The sequence below is a fragment of the Collinsella tanakaei genome, from assembly GCF_016900375.1.
Classification (GTDB): Bacteria; Actinomycetota; Coriobacteriia; order Coriobacteriales; family Coriobacteriaceae; genus Collinsella.
This window is the reverse complement of record NZ_JACJKB010000001.1, coordinates 214,372-234,461: the sequence shown is the minus strand read 5'-3', so window position 1 is coordinate 234,461 and position 20,090 is coordinate 214,372. Positions and strand designations below refer to the sequence as shown.

At 61.6% G+C, this 20,090-nt stretch carries 16 protein-coding genes and 4 tRNA genes; 1 reads left to right on the top strand and 19 read right to left on the bottom strand.

The window, feature by feature from the left end; translation table 11 throughout:
• Nucleotide 1 precedes the first annotated feature (1 nt).
• From H6A16_RS01040 to H6A16_RS01000, 9 genes are all read right to left on the bottom strand, one after another.
• Nucleotides 2–802, bottom strand: coding sequence for a segregation/condensation protein A (locus H6A16_RS01040; RefSeq protein ID WP_204615370.1), 801 nt, complete (start codon nucleotides 800–802; stop codon nucleotides 2–4).
• A 58-nt stretch (nucleotides 803–860) separates the two neighbouring features.
• The gene (locus H6A16_RS01035) at nucleotides 861–1,544 is read right to left on the bottom strand and encodes a site-2 protease family protein (protein ID WP_204615369.1); all 684 of its coding nucleotides are present in this window, start codon (nucleotides 1,542–1,544) and stop codon (nucleotides 861–863) included.
• Between the two features lie 9 nt (nucleotides 1,545–1,553).
• A complete protein-coding gene (locus tag H6A16_RS01030; RefSeq protein ID WP_204615367.1) occupies nucleotides 1,554–1,850 on the bottom strand; it encodes a hypothetical protein in 297 nt (98 codons plus the stop codon).
• Complete coding sequence (locus H6A16_RS01025; RefSeq protein WP_204615365.1) at nucleotides 1,837–3,873, bottom strand: ABC-F family ATP-binding cassette domain-containing protein; 2,037 nt, start codon at nucleotides 3,871–3,873, stop codon at nucleotides 1,837–1,839. Before H6A16_RS01025 ends, H6A16_RS01030 begins: the two co-directional genes overlap by 14 nt.
• Nucleotides 3,874–3,944: 71 nt before the next feature.
• Nucleotides 3,945–4,019: transfer RNA gene (locus tag H6A16_RS01020), tRNA-Val, on the bottom strand.
• Nucleotides 4,020–4,151: 132 nt separating this feature from the next.
• A complete protein-coding gene (locus H6A16_RS01015; RefSeq protein WP_204615363.1) occupies nucleotides 4,152–5,021 on the bottom strand; it encodes an HAD-IIB family hydrolase in 870 nt (289 codons plus the stop codon).
• Between the two features lie 89 nt (nucleotides 5,022–5,110).
• Nucleotides 5,111–5,183 (bottom strand) — tRNA-Ile (locus H6A16_RS01010).
• 52 nt (nucleotides 5,184–5,235) lie between these two features.
• A tRNA-Ala gene (locus tag H6A16_RS01005) sits at nucleotides 5,236–5,308 on the bottom strand.
• 89 nt (nucleotides 5,309–5,397) lie between these two features.
• A complete protein-coding gene (locus H6A16_RS01000) occupies nucleotides 5,398–6,120 on the bottom strand; it encodes a transposase (RefSeq protein WP_204615361.1) in 723 nt (240 codons plus the stop codon).
• A gap of 184 nt (nucleotides 6,121–6,304) precedes the next feature.
• On the opposite strand from H6A16_RS01000, the gene H6A16_RS00995 reads away from it, so the two are divergent.
• A tRNA-Ala gene (locus H6A16_RS00995) sits at nucleotides 6,305–6,377 on the top strand.
• A gap of 86 nt (nucleotides 6,378–6,463) precedes the next feature.
• Here the strand turns inward: H6A16_RS00995 and H6A16_RS00990 are convergent.
• The 10 genes from H6A16_RS00990 to frr form a co-directional block, all read right to left on the bottom strand.
• Nucleotides 6,464–7,840 (bottom strand): GGDEF domain-containing protein, encoded by a 1,377-nt coding sequence (locus H6A16_RS00990; protein ID WP_204615359.1) that lies wholly within the window; start codon nucleotides 7,838–7,840, stop codon nucleotides 6,464–6,466.
• A 138-nt stretch (nucleotides 7,841–7,978) separates the two neighbouring features.
• Nucleotides 7,979–8,545, bottom strand: coding sequence for a haloacid dehalogenase-like hydrolase (locus H6A16_RS00985; protein WP_204615358.1), 567 nt, complete (start codon nucleotides 8,543–8,545; stop codon nucleotides 7,979–7,981).
• Between the two features lie 240 nt (nucleotides 8,546–8,785).
• On the bottom strand, nucleotides 8,786–10,489 hold the full coding sequence (locus H6A16_RS00980; protein ID WP_204615474.1) for a proline--tRNA ligase: 1,704 nt from the start codon (nucleotides 10,487–10,489) through the stop codon (nucleotides 8,786–8,788).
• Between the two features lie 235 nt (nucleotides 10,490–10,724).
• The gene (locus tag H6A16_RS00975) at nucleotides 10,725–13,973 is read right to left on the bottom strand and encodes a leucine-rich repeat protein (protein ID WP_204615357.1); all 3,249 of its coding nucleotides are present in this window, start codon (nucleotides 13,971–13,973) and stop codon (nucleotides 10,725–10,727) included.
• 238 nt (nucleotides 13,974–14,211) lie between these two features.
• The gene (gene ispG, locus H6A16_RS00970) at nucleotides 14,212–15,276 is read right to left on the bottom strand and encodes a flavodoxin-dependent (E)-4-hydroxy-3-methylbut-2-enyl-diphosphate synthase (RefSeq protein WP_204615356.1); all 1,065 of its coding nucleotides are present in this window, start codon (nucleotides 15,274–15,276) and stop codon (nucleotides 14,212–14,214) included.
• A 12-nt stretch (nucleotides 15,277–15,288) separates the two neighbouring features.
• The gene (rseP, locus tag H6A16_RS00965) at nucleotides 15,289–16,647 is read right to left on the bottom strand and encodes an RIP metalloprotease RseP (protein WP_204615355.1); all 1,359 of its coding nucleotides are present in this window, start codon (nucleotides 16,645–16,647) and stop codon (nucleotides 15,289–15,291) included.
• Between the two features lie 27 nt (nucleotides 16,648–16,674).
• On the bottom strand, nucleotides 16,675–17,859 hold the full coding sequence (gene dxr, locus H6A16_RS00960) for a 1-deoxy-D-xylulose-5-phosphate reductoisomerase (RefSeq protein WP_204615354.1): 1,185 nt from the start codon (nucleotides 17,857–17,859) through the stop codon (nucleotides 16,675–16,677).
• A complete protein-coding gene (locus H6A16_RS00955; protein WP_204615352.1) occupies nucleotides 17,856–18,659 on the bottom strand; it encodes a phosphatidate cytidylyltransferase in 804 nt (267 codons plus the stop codon). The genes dxr and H6A16_RS00955 overlap by 4 nt, the downstream gene beginning before the upstream one ends.
• A 103-nt stretch (nucleotides 18,660–18,762) precedes the next feature.
• Nucleotides 18,763–19,554 carry an isoprenyl transferase gene (locus H6A16_RS00950; RefSeq protein ID WP_204615350.1) on the bottom strand — a complete coding sequence of 264 codons (792 nt, stop codon included), beginning with the start codon at nucleotides 19,552–19,554 and terminating at the stop codon, nucleotides 18,763–18,765.
• The gene (gene frr, locus H6A16_RS00945; RefSeq protein WP_204615348.1) at nucleotides 19,555–20,088 is read right to left on the bottom strand and encodes a ribosome recycling factor; all 534 of its coding nucleotides are present in this window, start codon (nucleotides 20,086–20,088) and stop codon (nucleotides 19,555–19,557) included.
• Nucleotides 20,089–20,090: the final 2 nt, after the last annotated feature.

Genomic DNA, 20,090 nt, shown 5'->3' with positions numbered 1-20,090 from the left:
ATCAGTCCTCCTCGATGGCGAGGGCCTCGCCGGGATGGTATGCGGGCGCGTCCTTGACGCGGTTGATGGTGATGGTTCCGAAGGCCTTGGGCTGCTCGAGCACGACCGAGCCGCGCTTGGCGAGCTCGAGGACGGCAAGGAAGGTGGCCACGACCTGCTCGGTCGTGGAATCACCGTCGAGCAGCTCCGCGAAGGTGACCTGCGGGCGCGCCATGGTGACGCGGTCGACGGAGGCCACCGTGAGCTCAAGCGGCATGCGCTTGGGCGCCACGTGCTCGGCCTCGAGCAGGAAGGTCTCCCGACGGCCGTCGAGGTCGGCGCAGATGACGGCCAGGCCGCGCAGCGTGATCCCCGCCAGGTAGTCGGGCACGAGGTTCAAGAACTCCGGATCGGGGCCGGCGACGCGCGGGTGCATGCGGCTTTCGGCCTCCATGCGCGCGCCGAGCGCGGCCGCGGCGCTCTTGAACTGCTTGTAGGCGATCAGGCGAGCGATGAGCACCTCGCGCAGCGACTCGCCATCGAGGTCGCTGTACTCCTCGAGCTCGTCGTCATCGTCGCTGCGGCGCGGCTCGTCATCGGGCACGAGAGAGGCCGCCTTGATGTCGAGCAGCGTTGCCGCGACGAGCAGGAAGTCGCTCGCCACATCGAGGTCGAGGGCGCCCAGGCGGTCGACCTCGGCGAGGTACTGCTCGGCGACCTCGGAGATGGAGATGGAGCCGATGTCGACCTTCTGGCGGCTGACCAGCTGAAGCAGCAGGTCGAAAGGACCGCTATATGCCTGCGTGCTCACGCGATACGACACGGCTTTCCCTCCCCCGCTGTTCCCGATGCGATTCCGTACACGATTCTAGCGTGTTTTCCTATGCACCGATCGCGAAGCTCAGCAAGGCGTTCGCGACGGGATAGTACGTGAAGCGGAAGTAGATATCCACGAGGTCGATGTGGAGGACCGTCGGCAGCAGGTACAGCACGATGATGAGAATCGGCATCGCGTAGCGCTGGATCTCGTAGTAGGTCTGCAAGGCGCGTCCGCGCAGGAACGGCACGAGGATCGAGGAGCCGTCGAGCGGCGGCAGCGGGATGAGGTTGAAGAACGCGAGCGAGAGGTTCACGGTGAGGAAGGTGAACAGGAAGTTCACGATGTACGAGCTGCCGATCAGGCCGACCGGCGTGCTGTAGGAATATCCGAGCAGCAGATGGACAAGAAGCGCCGCCAGGCAGGCAAGCAGGAGGTTCGATGCCGGCCCGGCGAGCGCCACGAGGACCTCGTCGCGCTTCGGGTGCTTCAGGTTGTTCAGGTAGACCGGCACGGGCTTGGCGAAGGCGAACACCGGGCCGCCCGCCGCGAGCATGAGCAGCGGCAGGATGACCGTTCCGAAGGGGTCGATATGGTTAAGCGGGTTCAGCGATACGCGGCCGCGCGAACGGGCGGTCTTATCGCCAAGAAGATAGGCGACGAGCGCATGGGCGCTCTCGTGGATGACGATGGCGAGGATGAGGGCCGCCGCCGTGATGAGAAGCGAGACGATGTAGTCGATGTTCATGGGCGTCCTTTAGCGCAGGTTCCAGCTCACGCGCTGGCAGAGATAGTCGAGACCGAAGAGGGCGAGCATCGCGAGCGCGAAGTCGAGGCGGAAGACGCCGCCGAACGGCGAGGTCACCAGACCGTAGCCCTCGATGAGGTCGGGCAGCGCGCGCGAGAGGTCGATGACGATGTCGCTTATCCCCAAGCGCGCGGCGGCGCTCGGGAAGCAGAGCATCACGGTCAGGATAGCAAACGCGATGCCGGCGAGCCGGAAGGCAACGGAAAGCACCGACAGCGCGATCGCACCCGCCTTACGCACATCCACGCGCCGTCTCCTCCTCGATGGTCGTCGAGAGCTCGAGCCATTCGTCCTCGAGCTCGGGAATGGACTTCTTCAGCGCATTGTATTCCGCAAGAGCGGCGTTGAATTTCTCCTGATCGGCATAAAGCTCCTCGGAGGCCATCAACTCCATGAGCTCGTCATAGCGCGCACGCTTCTTCTCAAGCTCGGCATCGACCTTCCTCAGGCGATCCTTCGTACCCTTGAGCTTGCGGTTAAGCGCCGCGCGGGCCTCAGCCTCGGCGCGCTTCTGCTCGCGGGTCTTCTTGCCGGTAGGTTCGGGCGCGGCGGATGCGGGCTCGTGCGTGCGGCGCAGGGTGCGGCCACCCGCGGCGGGCTTTTGCGCCGGGGCGTGGGACGCCGCGGCTTCGGCTTCGGCTTCGGCGCGCTGGGCCAGATCCTCGCGCTTGAACAGGTAGTAGTCGTAGTCGCCGTCGTAGACCGTCATCTTGCCGTCGCGGATATCGACGACGCGGTTGGCCACGGCGCGTACGAGATGCTCGTCGTGGCTGATGAGCACGATGGTGCCCGGGAAGCGCTTGAGGGCGTTTTCGAGCATGTCGACCGAGTCGATGTCCAGATGGTTCGTGGGCTCGTCGAGGCACAGCAGCGCCTCGGGCGCGACGAGCATCTTGGCGAGCGCCAGACGCGCCCGCTCACCGCCCGACAGCACGCCGACGCGCTTGTCAACGTCCTCGCCCGAGAACAGGAAGGCGCCGAGCAGGCTGCGCTGCTGCGGGACGGTCCAGGTGGGCGCGACGGAATCGATCTCCTGCAGGACGGTGTTGCTTTCTTTCAGGCCCTCGAGCTGGTGCTGGGCATAGTAGGCCACGCCCACGTGCAGGCCGAGCTCACGGGTGCCGGTGGTCGGCTGCTCGATGCCGGCGATCATCTTGAGCATGGTCGACTTGCCGGCGCCGTTGGGGCCGACGAGCGCAATGTGGTCGCCGCGATAGAGCTTGAGGTCGATGCCGTCGTAGACCTGCTTGTCCTCGTAGCTCTTCGAGACGTTCTCTAGGGCGGCCACGAGGTCGCCGGAGCGCGGCGGGTCAGGAAACTTGAAGTCCACGTGCTTATGGCCTTCGGGCAGGATCACGAGCTCGCTTTTGATCTGCTCGATCTTGCGGATGCGCTCCTGCGCCTGGGCCGCCTTGGTGGGCTTGTAGCGGAACTTGTCGACGAACACCTGCATGTGGGCGATCTCGCGCTCCTGGGCGGCGCGCTTGGCGCGCATCTGCTCGAGGTTGTCCTCGCGTTGCTTGAGGTACGAGCTGTAGTTGCCGGTGTAGGTCGTGACGCGGCGGTTCTCGAGAGCAGCAACGTGGTCGACGCAGGCGTCCATGAACGCGCGGTCGTGGCTGACGATGAGGACGGCGCCCTCGTAGTTGGCGATGAAGCTGCGCAGCCACTGGACGCTCTCGAGGTCGAGGTGGTTGGTGGGCTCGTCGAGCAGCAGCAGGTCGGGCCGGCGCAGGAAGAGCTTCGCGAGCGCGATGCGCATCTGCCAGCCGCCGGAGAACTCGCAGCAGGGGCGCTCGAAATCCTCGGGATGGAAGCCCAGACCCGAGAGGATCTGGCGCGCGTTGCTTTCAAGCTCATAGCCGCCCAGGTGCTCGAAGCGGTCCTGGACGCGGCCGTACTCGGTGAGCATGGCCTCGAGGCCAGGGTCGTTCGGGTCGGCCTCGGCGATCTTCAGCTGCAGCTCCTCGGCGCGCTCCCCCATGGTGCGGATCTCGATGGCGGCATCCATGACCTCGGTGATGATCGGCTTGTCGGAGGCGAGCTTCGTCTCCTGCTCGAGGTAGCCGACATTCACGTCCTTTGCGTAGGTGACGCTTCCGGCGTCGGGCGCGTCGATGCCCATGATGATCTTGAGCATCGTCGTCTTGCCGGCACCGTTGGGGCCCACCAGTGCATAGCGCTCGTGGGCGTTGATCTGGAACGACGCGCCGCTGAAGAGCGTGCGCGCGCCGAAGCTCTTCTCGATCTTGTCGACCAAAAGGATCATGGCAGCGTCTTTCGTCGAAATGTCTCTACATAGCAAAAGGGCTGCAGTTGCCTGCAGCCCTTGAGTTTCGATGGTGGGCGTTACAAGATTTGAACTTGTGACCCCATCCGTGTGAAGGATGTGCTCTACCCCTGAGCCAAACGCCCGTGTGCCTTTCGGCGAAGAAGATACTAACACACAATCTCGAGCGTCGCAAAGAAGAATTTTGCTTTTTGCCCGTAATGTGTGGGGACGGCGAATCGAACCAAACGAGCACAGGAAAACCGCAGCAAAGTCAGCTACAGACCGAGGTGCTGCTCGAGCCAGACGGCCACGCCGTCCTCGCGAACGCTCGGTGCGATGTCATCGGCGATGGCCTTGATGTGCTCGTCGGCGTTGCCCATGGCGACGAAGGTGCAGGGCGTGTCGGCAAACGAGGCGTCGTTGCCGGAATCGCCGAAGGCAACCGCCCGTCGCTCATCGATACCGAGCTCGTTGCAAAGGATGGAGAGCGCAGAGCCCTTCCCCACCCCGGTGCGGGTGATCTCGATCTCATCGGGGCCGACCTGGGCGATTTCCAACGTGTCGTGGCCGCTGTTCTTGAGCTCGGCGAGAACGCGGGCGGTATCGGCAGGATCCTCGAAGCGCGCGCCGAGCTTGTCGGGGCCGGCGGCGAGCCGTGCGGTGAGGTCGCGAGCAGAGGACATCTCCTGGATGTCGTTGCCGGCGGCAAGGGCGCTTTCGACGAAGCTGAAGCTCTCCCCCGCCTGCTCGTGGCGGTCGAACAGCGTGAGCAGGTTGCGATCGAAAAACGAGGTACCGGCGGAGAACAGGCTCCAACCGACGTGCGCGCCGTTGGCGGCACGGTTGATGAAGTCGATGGTCGCGAGAGCATCGACCTGAGGCAGGGTGCGCTGCGAGATGATGGTGCCGGTTTTCGCGTTGCTCACGCAAGCGCCGTTGACCGTGATGTGCCAGTCTACGAACGGGAGGTTCGAGATATGCGGGCCGAGCATGCCGGTGGGCCGTCCGCTGGCGACCGCCGTGAGCACGCCAGCATCGTGGGCGGCCTGAAGCGCACGCTCGACGCGAGGCGCCATCTCCTCCTTGTGGGGTTCGGGAAAGATCGTTCCATCAAGATCGAACGCGATGATATCGAACCGAGACATACCGCTCCTTGCCTGAAAGTTTGGGGACAGGTCCCAAACTTTCATCGTCATGACAAAGCCCCGCCGTAACGGGGCTGATCGATCGAAGGTGGGCCCAGCAGGATTCGAACCTGCAACCCAGGGATTATGAGTCCCCTGCGCTAACCGTTGCGCCATGAGCCCGATGAATATGAAAACAGCCTTCGGAAATCCGAAGGCTGTAAGCTTACTTGGGTGGAGACGAGGGGGATCGAACCCCTGACCTCTTGACTGCCAGTCAAGCGCTCTCCCAGCTGAGCTACGCCCCCAAGCGGTGCGGAAAATAATATACGGGAACCGCACCCCGATTGCAAGAACTTTTTTCTGCAAGTTTGGGGACAGGTCCCAAACTTTCACGCTACCCTCGGACGATGCGGCTGATGGTGGACTCACTGATCGCGCAGAGTCGACCGATGTGCCGATTGCTGAGGCCATGTCGACGCAGTTGCCTCACCGCCTCATTGCGCTTGCGAACAGGCAGCGCCTTGATCTCGCTGAGATGAACTCCTAGGCTCGCTGCAACGGCTCTCGCAATGCGCAACGCCTCTTCGCTTGACAGCGGCCCCGGCCCTTCAAACGAATACACGCAGTGCGTATGAGAGGATATGAACTCACGGTATTGCTGAGCGCCTCCGAGTAGCCCCAACACGATCTCAGGGGAAACGATATCGGGCACATCGGTATATTCGTGGTCGCTGTTCCACGGATACTCCTCCAGTGAGCATATACCTGCGTACAGGCAATTGTTCGTAATGTAACGAACGCACTCCAGGAGCTGCGACTCATCAATTATGGAGTCGCTGAAGCACCGATCCTGAAACAGATGGCCACCACGACCATGGCGGGCGTTCAGGTACATCGCGTAGCAACCGAGCAGTCGGTGCATGAAATCGGCGAGGTTATTTTCGAGATCCTCAACGCACAGGTGCACATGGTTCTCCATGAGGGACCATGCCAAGATCTTGATTCCGTACAGGTGCTTGCATTCGCGCAGCAACCCGAGAAACCGTCTATAGTCGGCTTCGTCTTCAAAGATGATCTGCTTGTTATTACCTTGAGCAACAACGTGATAGATTCCCATGACAGATATCGTACGAGCGCTTCTCGGCATTCATATCACCCTCTTAATAGCTAAGACGTGGCACACAGTATAAAACTATAATGTCTTGCAAACAGGATGAAAGTTTGGGACCTGTCCCCAAACTTGCAGAAAAAAGTTCTTGCAATCGGGGTGCGGTTCCCGTATATTATTTCCCGCACCGCTTGGGGGCGTAGCTCAGCTGGGAGAGCGCTTGACTGGCAGTCAAGAGGTCAGGGGTTCGATCCCCCTCGTCTCCACCCAAGAATTTTCGAGACCTTCAACTCAGTTGAAGGTCTCTTTTTGTATATCGACGCGTGAAAGTTTGGGACCTGTCCCCAAACTTTCAGCGGCGGCGACGGTCGTTGGCCTTTGAGCGATAGTAGTTGGCCTTGTGCTCGTACATGAGGCGATCGGCCTCATTGAACTGCGCCCTGATGTCGCAGGGAGCTTCCCGCCAGCTCACACCGACAGCGATGCTGATGCCGTCATCTGCCATGGCTCCCAGGGCGCGCTCGATCTGTCTATCGAACTCCCCCTCCGAAGACAGATCGTCGATGACGACGAACTCGTCGCCTCCGATACGGTATGTGTCACCGGAGAACGCATGCCGGATATGGCTCGCCGTGCGGCAGATGAGGTCGTCGCCGGTGGCGTGTCCGCAGCGGTCGTTCATCGCCTTCAAGCCGTTGATATCGAAGTACGCGATGCCCAGGTGCTCCGCCGCGCTATAAACGTCATCCTCAAAAGCTTGGCGGAATTTCGTGCGGTTGTAGAGCCTTGTGAGACCGTCCTCGAAGCTCATGCGTACGAGCGCTTGCTCTGTTTGAACGTGTTCGGTCACGTCGAACACGATCTTCTGGATGATGTCGCCCTCCTCGGTTGTGCCTATGAACGTGTTGATGGAGTTCACATAGATCGGCTCGCCGGCGACCCGTTTGATCAGGCAGATGGAGGATGCCTGGTCCCCGGGCTTTACGAGCTCATCGATGCGCACGGCAAGGCGCGTGGCATCCCCGGAGGTCATGAGGGGGCAGATGCCGCGCGACCAGTCCATCTGTCCGATCTGGCCGTCCTCCACGCCCATGAGGTCGGCGGTGGCGCCGTTGTAGAAGAGCAGGCGGTAGAACCCTTCCCCATCCCGTGCAAGGCGCATGATCGCACAGGGAGCCGTCTCGTAGATGCTGTTCAGCACGGCCGTCTGGTCGTTCAGGTGGCGCCTCTGCTCCTCGAGCGTCTCCTTCATGTACTCGTAGGACTGCTGCGCGAGGGTCGTGGGAAACCCGACATCGCCCGACACCATTTCTGCATACGGGTTCGAAAGATGGATGTGGTGGCAGGTGAACTCATCGCCGACCTGTTTGAATGCCATGGCGATGCGTTGGTGAACGCGGATGAAGATGCCTGTCGAGGGGTCCGTTGCGACCCAGGCGCGCCCCGTGCTCAGATACGTGTTTTCTGCAAGCTCGATGACGTCGTAGTGCTCGTCGTATACGTTGCATTTCGGCACCTTGCCGGCGAACTTTCGAAAGATCGCGGTGACGGTGTCGCAACCCGTCGCGTATTCGTCTTCGGCCGCGCCAAACCAGCTGAACGGCTCAGCAAGATATCGCGTAATCGCCTCGATATCGTTTTCGCAGTAATGCTTATGGATGATATAGCTGGTGAGTCGAGCGACCTCTGCTTTGGCCCACTCGACCCTATGCGATGTGGAGTCAGCCATGGTTATGCTCCCCCAGGGCGCATATGCCCCTTAAAATCCGACCACTGCGGTAACAGTATCAGATTGACCCATCGCTGTCAGCGCGGCTTCGGGGAACGGCCAGAATCGACAATGGACCGTTTCCGTGCGCTCCACGCGCTATTTCCGGTACGGGACGACCTTGTTGCCCTTAACGATGAAGGAGGATCGGGCGTACTCGAGCATCGGCTTATCGACAAGGTTGTCGGTATAGAACTCGTCGGGCACGGCATCGTCGCCGAACGCCTGCTTGAACGATGCGACCTTGTTGTCGCCGAAGTTCAGATGGATCAGATCGAGCGTGTCGTAGTCGATCGTTGAGCAGATGCAGGTGGAAATCCCCAGGCGCTTTACGATCTCGTCCATGGTGTAGTTGAACGATGCGGTGAGGATGACGTCATCGGGCTGCGGCACATACCATGACTTGATCTTGTGCATGTGCGTGTCCCAGAAATCGCGCACCATGCCGTGGATGTCGTCGAACGACGAGAGGTATGCGTGGACGTAGCGGCGGATCGTGCGCTCGAGCTGAGGACGAGAGCTCTTTGAGCGCTGGTACCGAATGAGGTTGATGATGACGGGCACGATGAATCGGATGTTGCCGGGCCGATAGCGCAGCGAGAAGAAATAGAAGTCAAGCGGGCTCTCGCCATCATAGATGGTGTTGTCGAAATCCAATACGCGCATCGACAGGCTGAATCCTTTCAGGTTGGGTGCATGTCCCCCGCTCAGGACATCATACGGCAGCCTTTGCGCCCCTGCGCCCACGGGCAGGCGTCCTGACATCCTCTTTACATAGGTAAAGTATCTCACTACATCGGAGTCCCTATACCCCATACGCCCACAGCCAAACAAAAACCTCCTGTGGACAGCGCTTCATCCACAGGAGGTTGACGGTTGTTCAGATAGAGAGCGTGTCTGACGCCTTTACGCGCGTGCGCTCTTCACCATGTCGGCGATGTGGGCGACAGCCTCGTCGCGCGCGACGTCGGAGCGCTCGTCGGTAGCGCGCACCTTGAGCTCAACCGTGCCGTTCTTGAGGCCGCGCTTGCCCACGATGACCTGGAACGGGAAGCCCATGAGGTCGTTATCGGCAAACTTGACGCCCGGGCGCTCGGCACGGTCGTCGAAGACGACCTCGATGCCAGCCGCCGCGAGCTCGTCTGCGAGCTTGGCTGCTTCGTCAAAGGCCTCGCCCTTCTTGTCGAGCGCGATGACCGCGACCTCGTACGGGGCGATGGAGACAGGCCATACGATGCCGTGCTCGTCGTTATGCTGCTCGACCACAGCCGCGAGCGTGCGGGAGATGCCCACGCCGTAGCAACCCATGATGAAGGGCTTCTCCTCGCCGTTCTCGTCGGCGAAGGTGGCGCCCATGGCCTCGGAGTACTTCGTGCCGAGCTGGAACACCTGGCTGACCTCGATGCCGCGTGCGCCCTCGAGGGGACGCCCGCAGTGCGGGCAGGGGTCGCCGGCCTTAACGGTCACGAGGTCTGCCCACTCGTCGACGGTGAAGTCGCGGTCCGGGCAGGCGCCGGTGTAGTGGTAGTCGACCTCGTTGGCACCGCAGGCCCACTTCTTGGATTCGCGTAGGCTCTCATCGACCACGAGGCGAATGCCCTCGGGAAGGTTGACCGGCCCGATGAAGCCCTTGTGCAGGCCGTTGGCCTCAAGCTCCTCATCGGTCATGAGGTGGTAGGCACCGAAGAGGTGCTCAGCCTTGACATCGTTGAGCTCGTGATCGCCCGGGACGATGGCGACGACGGGCGTGCCGTCCTCGGCGATCAGCGCGAGCGACTTGCGGGTGCCGTTCTCCGGGAAGCCGAAGAACGCGGCGACGGCCTCGATCGTGCCGAGACCGGGTGTGTGGACCTTCGTGAGCGTGCCGTCGCCCGGGCCCTCGGTGACGGGGATCGTGGTCGCGGCTGCCTCCTCGTCGGCAGCGAACCCGCACTCGTCGCAGTAGACGAGCGCGGCCTCGCCCGCGTCGGCGAGCGCCATGAACTCGACGGAGGTGTCGCCGCCGATCTGGCCGGAGTCGGCAACGACGGGCAGGGCGTGCAGGCCGCAGCGCTCGCAGATGTTGGCGTAGGCCTGCTTCATGTCATCATAGATCTCCTGCAGCGACTCCTGCGTGGCGGAGAAGGAGTAGCCGTCCTTCATGATGAACTCACGACCGCGCATGAGGCCGAAGCGGGGGCGCATCTCGTCGCGGAACTTGTCCTGGATCTGATAGAGGTTCACAGGAAGCTGCTTGTAGCTGCGCAGCTCGTTGGTGATGAGGTCGGTGACGGTCTCCTCGTGCGTGGGGCCGAGGGCGAACTCGCGGTCGTGGCGGTCGGTCACGCGCATGAGCTCAGGGCCGTAGGCGTTCCAACGGCCGCTCTCGCGCCAGAGCTCGGCATCGGTCAGGATGGGCATGAGGAGTTCCTGGGCGCCGGCGGCGTCCATCTCGTCGCGCACGATGGCCTCGATCTTCTTGAGCGAGCGCCATGCGAGCGGCAGATAGGAATAGAGGCCGGCGGCCTGCTTGCGGATCATGCCGGCGCGCAGCAGCAGGCGATGGCTGGCGAGCTCAGCCTCGGCGGGGTCCTCCTTCAGCGTGGGCGCATACAGCGAGGACATCTTCATGACACGGGTGTTGGTGGACACGTCTTACTCCCTGTGTTCGAAACGACATACGATTCTGCATGATAGCGCATAGCGCGCAACTGGTCTCAACAGGCTTGCTGCCATCTGGCCATATGTGGTGATTGGGTGCTGGCCTCTCCCGGCTACGTCATCAATGAGGCCAGGCCTCATTGGGGACGTAGCCGGGAGAGGCCAAAAGGTTTACTGTTTTGCCTCTGTTTTGAGATGAGAGGGATTACCGGTAGGTACGATGCAGGAACGTCACGATCTGTCCGCGGGTGCATGGGATGTTCGGGCTGAAATGCGTTCGCGAGGTGCCTGTGGTGATCCCGAGCGTGGCAGCCCAGCTGACGGCATCCGCATAGTACTCATTCAGCGGAACATCGATGAAGGTGATGTATGCGCCGATGTCGGGACATCCCTCGCTGCGGTGGAGGAACGTCACGATCTGCGCCCTCGTGCAGGTGTCGTTCGGGCTGAACGTTGTGTCGGAGGTGCCGGTGGTTATCCCCTGCTCGACCGCCCAAAGAACCGCGTCGTGGTAATAATCGCCACTTCCAACGTCGGTGAAGGGGTTGCGCGTGCCCTCCGGTTCAGGGCAGCCGGCGGCTCTCCATAGGAAGGTGACCGCTTGCGCACGCGTGCAGGGGTCTTCTGGCGAGAACGTGGTGGAAGACGTACCCGTCGTCACCTCGTTATCGACAGCCCAGATCACCGCATCGGCGTAGTAGGCGTCAGACGAGACGTCACTGAAGATGTTCTCGACGGGTTCACCCCAGTGCGCAAGGATTTCCTGGGCGGTGACATTGGGCATGGCTCCGCCCATGCTCCCGCTTTCGGTTTCCTTGCTATAGGAGGCGTCATATCGCTGGCCTTCGGGTCCCGAGAGCTGAAGCAAGCCGTATTTGGGGACGGTCATCGTGGTCTTATCTCCTGCATTGAGGTAGGTAGATATGGTCACGCGCTTTGCATCCCGGGTATCATCCATCTGCGAGTTGCGCTGTACGTCCATCTCGATGTCCGCTGCCTCGTCAACTTGGATTGATAGTGTTGCGGCTGCGGGATCGAAGGAAGCGCTGCCCGCTCGTTTGCAGACTACGTTGAACATGGTTCCATCGGAATAGTACGTTGCATTGACGCTGCCACCTTGGGTCTTGATCGCACCGCAGCTGTCCGATAGCCAGAGGAACAGCATGTTGCCGTCGTCTCCTCCGACCTGGTAGTCTTCAACGTATTCGCTGGAAAGCGTGAGCTTGGGTGCACCCCCGGACTGAGCGCCCGAAGCGGTCATGATCGTATCCCCACTATCGATATCGGTGATCGCAAGCACCCCGGAACCTTCTTGCGGGATGTCGTCGACGATGATGAAGTTCGAGGGCGTTCCGGTGATAGAGCCCATGATGATGTTGATCATCGTATTGGAGATCTTCGAGACGTCGTAGAAGCGGATGGTCTCGTGGCGCAACAGATGGTTGCCCTTATCGTCGAGATCAAAAGACATGCCCACATCGTAGTAGCCGTTGCTAATCTGCGGCGAGGTGCCCTTGCTGGGGTTGTAGTACGACCAGTCTCCCGTGTCGGTGTTCAGGATGAGGTATGACATGCCGCTCGTGTAGTAATCCGACAGTTTGCCCTCCAGCGCATACGGTACGAGCGTGCTCTCGCTGCCGATCTGTGGAACGTTCGGATCGTATAGGTAGATCTTGTATTGGTTGTCGGAGATGCGCTCCGGCTCTATCTGCGGATAGGTCAGTACGGCGTGGTCGGCGCTTCCGCTGAGCCCAACTAGGAGCGGCTTGATGTTGTCCTCACGGAGATAATGAAGCAATCCTTCATAGTTGGGGGCTTTCGTATAGATCTGGGAGGCTTTGACTTCCTTGGTGTACTGCGATATATGTGCGCGCTCGATGATATTGACGAGCCGGTCGTTCTCCATCTTCGCGTAGTATCTGCCTGTTGAGTCAGATTTCACAATGGTGGTAATCGCACCGTTAGCAAGCTTGCTGTCCTTCGATTGTCCGGAGAAATCTTGGTCGTCAAACAATATGGCCAGGTCGATCTGACCATTGTATTGCGCTGCGGCGAGGAGGGACAGGCCGAAGCAGTATCCGCCGTTCTGCTTGTGTCGATTGACGAATTGGTTGAGCTTTCCAGAAGCGTTATCGATGAATTTCGTTCCGAGCACTTCCTCGTACCGCTCATCGTCGATGGGGTTGTCGACGCTCCTGCCGAAATTGGCAAGATTGTTAGCTACGCTCCATCCGAGGTTGTCGTTCGGATAGCTCGCTACGTTATCGATGGCCTCCTTGCGTGTGATTGTAAGGCCCGTTATATCGTATTCACTGACCTCGCCGCTCGAAAAGCGCTGAATGGTATAGGTGTACGTGGTGCCAAGCATGACATCGGTGTCAAGGTAGGATGTAGCGTCGGCGTCATCTACCGTCGCGATACGCTCGTAATCGCCGCTGCCGCTCTTTCTCAGAACGTAGAACCCGCTATCAAGCCACCATGTGGCATCGGGATAAGAAGCTTCTCCGAACCACTTAATGAGGATGCCGCCGGAACGGTTCTCCACGCTTTGAAGCTTGGGCGTGGTGAGCTCGTGGTCAGGCTCCTCTGGATCGGGATCGGTTTCCTCCCCAGGCATGCCGCTGTTGTATTTGACTATCGTTCCATCTGGAACCTTCTCGCCGAATAAATGTGTGGCAATGGATTCCCATTGTTCGAACGTGCCCTCGTAGTAGACGGTCAGGTTGAGCGAATCTATAAAGGCGGAATTGGCAAACGTCAGCTCCAGCGGCCAGTACACCGTCTTCAAGTTGGGACATTCGGCAAATGCATTCAGGCCGACACTGCCGTTTTCGCCGTTCGGGAGCACAACGCTCTGCAGGGCAGCGCATCCGAAGAACGCTTTGTATCCGATGTCGGTGTCAGTGGGAAACGTCAGCTCCTTCAACCCTGTGCAGCCGGAAAATGCTGAGCTGTTGATCGAGGCGATCGAGTCGGGAAAGGTGAGTTCGGTTAGGCCCGTACAGCCCAGAAAGGCGTCATAATCAATCGTTTCAAGCGCGCGGGGAAACTGTATCGTCTTCAGCTTGGTACAGCCCTTAAATGCTCCTGAGCCTATGGTGGTGACGCTCGAGGCGAATGTCACCTCAGTGAGATTCGTGCAGCCTTCAAAGCTTAGATCGCCGGTCGACCAGATGCCGTCTTCAATGACAACGCGTCTGATCTGATCTTTATAATCTTCCCACTTGGGAGCTCCCGTAACGAGCGATACGCTGGGCGGACTCCCCTCTCCGCTCATCGTGAAGGTCCCCTTGGAATCAAGCTCCCAGTGGAATTCGCCACGAAGGTTCGAATCGCCCTCTGCTACGATTTCGGCAGCTTGAGCCTCCAATATGGGGGACCCCGGAATCCCCGTGATACTCGCGGCGAACAGAAGCGCGATCGTGATTCCGACCGCCCGCAGCATTCTCAACATAACGAACCCACCTTATGCCTCGTTGCCGACACGTCTATTTCAAGTTCTAACCTATGCGCTATCAGGCAACAAGCGCAACATAGGGGATGTTGCAAACTGGTCGGTCAAAGGGACGCCATTTCGAATCGGCTAACCCTTACACCTTTTCTTTATTGCTGGCCTCTCCCGGCTACGTCCCCAACGAGGCCTGGCCTCGTTGGGGACGTAGCCGGGAGAGGCCAGATGTGGCCGATGGTTGTTAGAGCTGCTCGATTTCTTCCATGAGGGCATCGACGATGTCTTCCTCGGCGATCTTGCGAATGACCTCGCCGTGGCGGAACAGCAGCGCCGTGCCGCGACCGCAGGCGACGCCCACGTCGGCGTCGGACGCCTCGCCCGGACCGTTGACCACGCAGCCCATGACGGCGACGGATATCGGCTTCGTCACGGTCTGGAGCCTCCGCTCGACCTCCTGCGCGATGGGAATGAGGTCGACCTGGGTGCGGCCGCAGGTCGGGCAACTCACGAGTTCGGGGCCGCGACGGCGGATGCCCAGGCACTCGAGGATGCCCCAAGCGACGGGCGGTTCCTCGACCGGATCGGCGGTAAGCGAGACGCGCAGCGTGTCGCCGATGCCCTCGGCAAGCAGGATTCCGAGACCCACCGAGCTCTTGATGGTGCCCTGGCGCACCGTGCCGGCCTCGGTGACGCCGAGGTGGAGCGGCACCTGCGGCAGCTCGCGGGAGAGCGCTCGGTAGGTGTCGATAGTCGTCAGCACGCTGTGGGCCTTGGCGGAAAGGACGATATTCGTAAAGCCGCGGCCCTCGAAGTGCTCGACGAACCGCAGGCTCGAGGCGACGAGCTTCTCGGGCTGGCTCAAGTCCTCGCGCTCGGCGATGTCGCGCTCGAGAGAGCCGGCGTTCACGCCGATGCGAATGGCGGCGCCCGCCTCGCCAGCCGCATCGATCACGGCGTCGACCTTGTCCCAAGATCCGATGTTGCCGGGGTTGATGCGAAGCTTGGACGCCCCGGCGCGCACGGCGCCGATGGCCAAGCGGTAATCGAAGTGGATGTCAGCCACGATGGGCACCGGGCTTTCCGCGCAGACGCGCCCGAAACTCTTGAGAGCCGCCTCGTCGGGAACCGTCACGCGCACGATGTCGCAACCGGCGTCGGCGAGTGCCCGGACCTGCGCGAGCGTCGCGTCCGCATCGTGCGTGTCGGTGCAGGTCATGGACTGCACGACAACCGGCGCTCCCCCGCCGATCTGGACAGAACCGATGTGTACGGGACGCGTGAGGTCTCTCGGAAGCTGGTGGGCCATCGTGTCCTCCTTCTAAAGCAGGCGCAGGATGTCCCCGCGCAGGACGTAGACGAAGATGAAGCCGAACAGGATGATGCCGGCAAGCGACAGGGCGGTCTGCACGCGCATGGGCACCTCACGGCGCGTGATTCCCTGGATGATCTCGATGATGAACTTGCCGCCGTCCAGCGGTGGGATGGGCAGCAGGTTCATGAAGCCGAGAGAAAGCGAGATGAGCGCGGCGAAGGCGAGATAGGTGCTTGCGCCGAGGGACGCCGCCTGGGCGGACATGACGGAGATGCCGACGATGGAGCTCGAGTTGTCGAGCACCTCCATCGTCTTCGTCGGCGTGAACAGCTGAGCTATGCCCGCGACGGTCTGATAGACGTAGTCGATAGAGACCTGGAACGAATCGATCGGCGAGAGTCGATAGCGCTCGTAGGGTACGGAAATGCCAACGAGTCCCTCATCGTTCGGCACGATGCTCACGGAGGTCGTGGATCCGTCGCGCTCGACCTCCATCGCGATGGCGCCGTCTCCCTCATGCGCGCCGATGGCCTCGGTCAGGGAGATCCAGGAGTCGACGGAGACGCCGTCGACGGAAAGGATCGTGTCGCCAGCCTGCAGGCCCGCCTCCATGGCGGGAGAGTCCTGCTCCACCGCCCCGATGACATTTTTGTCGACGGGGACGTCGAACCCGATGATGGAGAACACGCTCATGAGCAGCAGGATGCCGCAGAGCACGTTGACGGCGATACCGGCAAGCAGGATGGCTGAGCGTCGGAAGAAGCCGAGGCCCATATAGGTGCGAGAGCGCTCCTTCTCGAAGAAGGCCTGCTCCCCCATCGTCGGCTCCCAGGGATCACCCTCGGAGGTTGCATGCGCGCGGTCGAAGGCGCGCCCTTCGTAGACGGTGTTTCCCGCGGCATCGCGAGGCATGGAGGCGTAGGCGCTCGGGTAGTAGCGGTCGCGCGGGCCGTCATCATCAAGGTAGCGCGGTGCGAGCGAACCCCAGCTCAGCAGCTGAGCGCAGGCATCTTGGATCTCGGTCTCATCGAGGTCGAGATCGCCGGCGAGCTCAGCGGTCGTGGCGGTTCCGCGGCGGTGTACCGCGGCGAGCACACGCGGGGCCGAGGGCACGTTGGCGTTCTCCATGCCGCAGATGGCGGCGTAGCCTCCGAGGAGGATCGGCGTCACGCCGAATTTCGTGCCGTTCTTGCGCGATACGCGGTGGATGTTGAAGCGGCACGGAAGACCGAGGAAGAACTCGGTCACGCGCACGCCGCAGGCGCGGGCGGCAAGAAAATGCCCGCCCTCGTGGATGAAAACGAGAACGGAAAAGGTGACGACGCCCCAGAAGAGCGACGAGATGAAGCCGGCAAGCTGTTCCATAGACCACCAGACGGTAAGGAGGTTTCCCTATGATCGCGCGGCGATAGCTTCCGCTGCGCGGCGCCTCGCCCAAGCATCGATGTCGGCAAGCTGCTCGAGTGACTGCACGGGCTGGACGTCGTGGTCGTCCATGCAGGTCTCGACGACGGCGTCGATATCCGTGAACGAGCACGTACCGGCAAGGAAAGCCGCGACCGCGACCTCGTTGGCGGCGTTGAGCACGCAGGGCAGCGTTCCGCGAACACGTCCCGCATCCTCGGCGAGCGCAAGGCAGCGAAAAGTGTCGGCATCGGGTTCGCCGAAATCGAGCGAGCCGAGCGTGCGGAAGTCGACGCGCGGCGCCGGCGTCGACCAGCGATCGGGATAGGAGAACGCATACTGGATGGGAATCCGCATGTCGGACGCTCCCAGATGCGCGATCACCGATCCGTCCTCGTATTCCACCATGGAGTGGATCTTAGACTGGCGCTGGATCACGACACGGATAAACTCCATATCGACGCCGAACAGATGCATGGCCTCGATGCGCTCGAGGCCCTTGTTCATGAGGGTTGCGGAGTCGATGGTGATCTTGGCGCCCATGTTCCATGTGGGATGCGCCAGGGCGTCGGAAGGTGTCACGCGGCTGAGCTGGTCGCGGGTCCATCCGTAGAACGGACCGCCCGAGCAGGTGAGCCAGATGGCGTGAGCCTGATCGGCTTTCTCTCCCCTGTAGCACTGGAAGATGGCCGAATGCTCGGAATCGACGGGAATGAGCTGGCCGGGTCTCACGCGCGGCATGAGAAGATCGCCGCCGACAACGAGCGACTCCTTGTTCGCCAGGGCGAGCCGCTTGTCCGTCTCGAGCACCGCCGCGCTGGCAGCAAGGCCCGCAGCACCCACGATGGCCACGAGAACGCAGTCGACGTCATCGGCCTGGCAGAGCTCGACCGCGGCATGCTCCCCCACAAGCACCTGCGTGCCATCGGCGAGATCGGCAAGAGCCGGATCGTGCGCGTGTGCAGGGTCGGTGACGGCTATGCGGTCGACGCCGAACTCGCGCGCGGCATCGACAAGCTCGCGGACGCGTGAATGGGCCGACAGGGCAACAACCTCGAGGCGATCGGCATGTTGTCGGCAAACGTCGAGCGCCTGGACCCCGATGGATCCGGTGCAGCCCAGAATGGCGATGCGAAGCTTTGCACCGCAAGCGGTGTCAAGAGATCCCGTCATAGCACGCCTCCGATGAAAAGCAGGAAATACGCGGTGATGCAGCCGAAGATGAGCGAGTCGGAGCGATCGAGCATGCCGCCATGCCCGGGGATGAAGTTGCCCGAATCCTTGACGCCGACACCGCGCTTGATGCGGCTCTCGATGAGGTCGCCGAAGACGCCGAGGATGGCGACGGCGAGGCCGATGCCGATGGCGAGCCAGATGTTGAGGTCGTAGAAGCCGGTCAGCCACAGGATGAGCCAGATGATCACCGATCCGAGCAGGCCGCCCGCAAAGCCCTCCCAGCTCTTATTGGGCGAGATCTTCGGGGCCATCTTATGGCGACCGAATCGGCTGCCCACCAGATAGGCAAACGAATCGCTCACCCAAAGCGATGCGCAGACGCCTATGGAAAGCAGCGCGCCCGGGAACCCGGGAATCGCCTCGCGCAGCAGCACGATGGCAGAAAGCATGAATCCGGTATACAGAGGGCCGAAGGCGGTTACGGCGACATCGGCGATACGCGTGCGCGGCGAGTAGACGTACCACAGGCCGAGCGAAAGCACGAAGAGGAAGATGAGCGCCGTGAGCCAAAGAGGATGAACGAGGGCGGATAGCGGAAACAGGATCGCGGCGGCAAGGCCAAGCAGCTCGTTGGGCACCTTGCCGTCAAGCCGCATCATCCGGTAGAACTCGAAACAGCACAGCCAGCTCATCGCGGCGATGAACAGCGCGGTGGGCAGGGTGCCGAGCAGCAGGCAGGCGATAAAGACGGCGGCGTACAGCAGGCCGAAGCCCGTGCGTACGACCAGGCCGCTCAAAGCGCCCTTTGAACCTTGCTGCTTATCAGGCTCCGCGGTCTTGCGGCGCGGCGCCTTGGTATCTCGTGGTGAATCCAACTCGAACTCCTTGTGCAGGGCGGGGTTAGCGCGCGGGCGTACTCAAGCCGCCGAAGCGCCGATCGCGCCCTTGGAAGGCCAGAATCGCGCGGACCAAGTCCCAGCGAGAAAAATCCGGCCAGTAGGTATCGGTGATGTAGAACTCCGCATAGGCTATCTGCCAGAGCAGGTAGTTGGAGACGCGCAGCTCACCCGAGGTCCTGATGACAAGCTCGGGATCAGGCAGGCCGGCGGTGAAGAGGTGGTTCGCAACGGTTGCCTCGTCAATGTCCTCGGGTGCAAGCGAACCGTCCTTGACGAGCATCGCAAGCTGCCGTGCTGCGCGGACGATCTCGGCACGACCGCCGTAGTTGACCGCAAGGGCCAAGACCATGCCCGTGTGATCGCGGCACTCGGCAAGGCCGTACTCGAAGACCTCGCGCGTGCGCGCGGGAAGAGCGGAGATATCCCCGAGGAACACGACGCGGACGTTTTCGCGCTTGAGCAGAGGCAGCTCATCGATGAACGTCTTGGCGAACAGGTGCATGAGCACGTTCACCTCGTGCTTGGGGCGATTCCAGTTCTCCGTGGAGAACGCATAGGCCGAAAGCACATCGACGCCAAGGCGCACCGCAGCGGTGATCACCTCGCGCAGCGAGACGATTCCGGCCTTGTGCCCCTCGGTGCGGGCAAGGCCGCGGGCGGTTGCCCAGCGGCCGTTGCCGTCCATGATGCACGAGATATGACGCGGGATGCGCGCCATATCCAGCTGGCTCATATCGATGTCGTCGGGCGCATCGCTGAAGTACGCGATGAGCTTTTCCTCGTCGTAGTGCACCTAGATCTCCATGACCTCGGCTTCTTTTACCTTCAGCAGCTCGTCGATCTTCGCGACGTACTCGTCGGTGTGCTTCTGGACCTTCGCCTGCTCGCGGCGGACGTCGTCCTCGGTGAGCTCCTCATCGCGGTCGAGCTTGTTGTTGGCGTCGCGACGGATGTTGCGGATGGCGACCTTGGCATGCTCGGCAAGCTCGCGGCATTCCTTCACGAGCTCGCGACGGCGCTCCTCGGTGGGCGCGGGGAACGGCAGGCGGATGATGGAGCCGTCGGACGAGGGCGTGATGCCCAGGTCGGAGGCGGAGATCGCCTTGACGATGCCGTTGACGAGCGCCTTGTCCCAAGGCTCGACGACCAGCATGTGGGCCTCGGGGGTCTTGACGGCGGCGACCTGCGTGATGGGGGTCGCGACGCCGTAGTAGTCGACGGTGATGTCGGAGAGGATGTTGGCGTTGGCGCGGCCTGTGCGGACCTTGCCGAAGTTGTGCTTCAGCGACTCGATGGTCTTGTCCATCTGGGTGGTGATATCAGCCATGG

Bases quoted from the DNA above. Each gene is read 5' to 3' on its own strand.
- H6A16_RS01035 (WP_204615369.1), bottom strand. From the start codon at position 1,544: ATGAACATCGACTACATCGTCTCGCTTCTCATCACGGCGGCGGCCCTC.
- H6A16_RS01025 (WP_204615365.1), bottom strand. From the start codon at position 3,873: ATGATCCTTTTGGTCGACAAGATCGAGAAGAGCTTCGGCGCGCGCACG.
- H6A16_RS01015 (WP_204615363.1), bottom strand. From the start codon at position 5,021: ATGTCTCGGTTCGATATCATCGCGTTCGATCTTGATGGAACGATCTTT.
- H6A16_RS01000 (WP_204615361.1), bottom strand. From the start codon at position 6,120: ATGGGAATCTATCACGTTGTTGCTCAAGGTAATAACAAGCAGATCATC.
- H6A16_RS00990 (WP_204615359.1), bottom strand. From the start codon at position 7,840: ATGGCTGACTCCACATCGCATAGGGTCGAGTGGGCCAAAGCAGAGGTC.
- H6A16_RS00985 (WP_204615358.1), bottom strand. From the start codon at position 8,545: ATGCGCGTATTGGATTTCGACAACACCATCTATGATGGCGAGAGCCCG.
- H6A16_RS00980 (WP_204615474.1), bottom strand. From the start codon at position 10,489: ATGAAGATGTCCTCGCTGTATGCGCCCACGCTGAAGGAGGACCCCGCC.
- H6A16_RS00975 (WP_204615357.1), bottom strand. From the start codon at position 13,973: ATGTTGAGAATGCTGCGGGCGGTCGGAATCACGATCGCGCTTCTGTTC.
- ispG (WP_204615356.1), bottom strand. From the start codon at position 15,276: ATGGCCCACCAGCTTCCGAGAGACCTCACGCGTCCCGTACACATCGGT.
- rseP (WP_204615355.1), bottom strand. From the start codon at position 16,647: ATGGAACAGCTTGCCGGCTTCATCTCGTCGCTCTTCTGGGGCGTCGTC.
- dxr (WP_204615354.1), bottom strand. From the start codon at position 17,859: ATGACGGGATCTCTTGACACCGCTTGCGGTGCAAAGCTTCGCATCGCC.
- frr (WP_204615348.1), bottom strand. From the start codon at position 20,088: ATGGCTGATATCACCACCCAGATGGACAAGACCATCGAGTCGCTGAAG.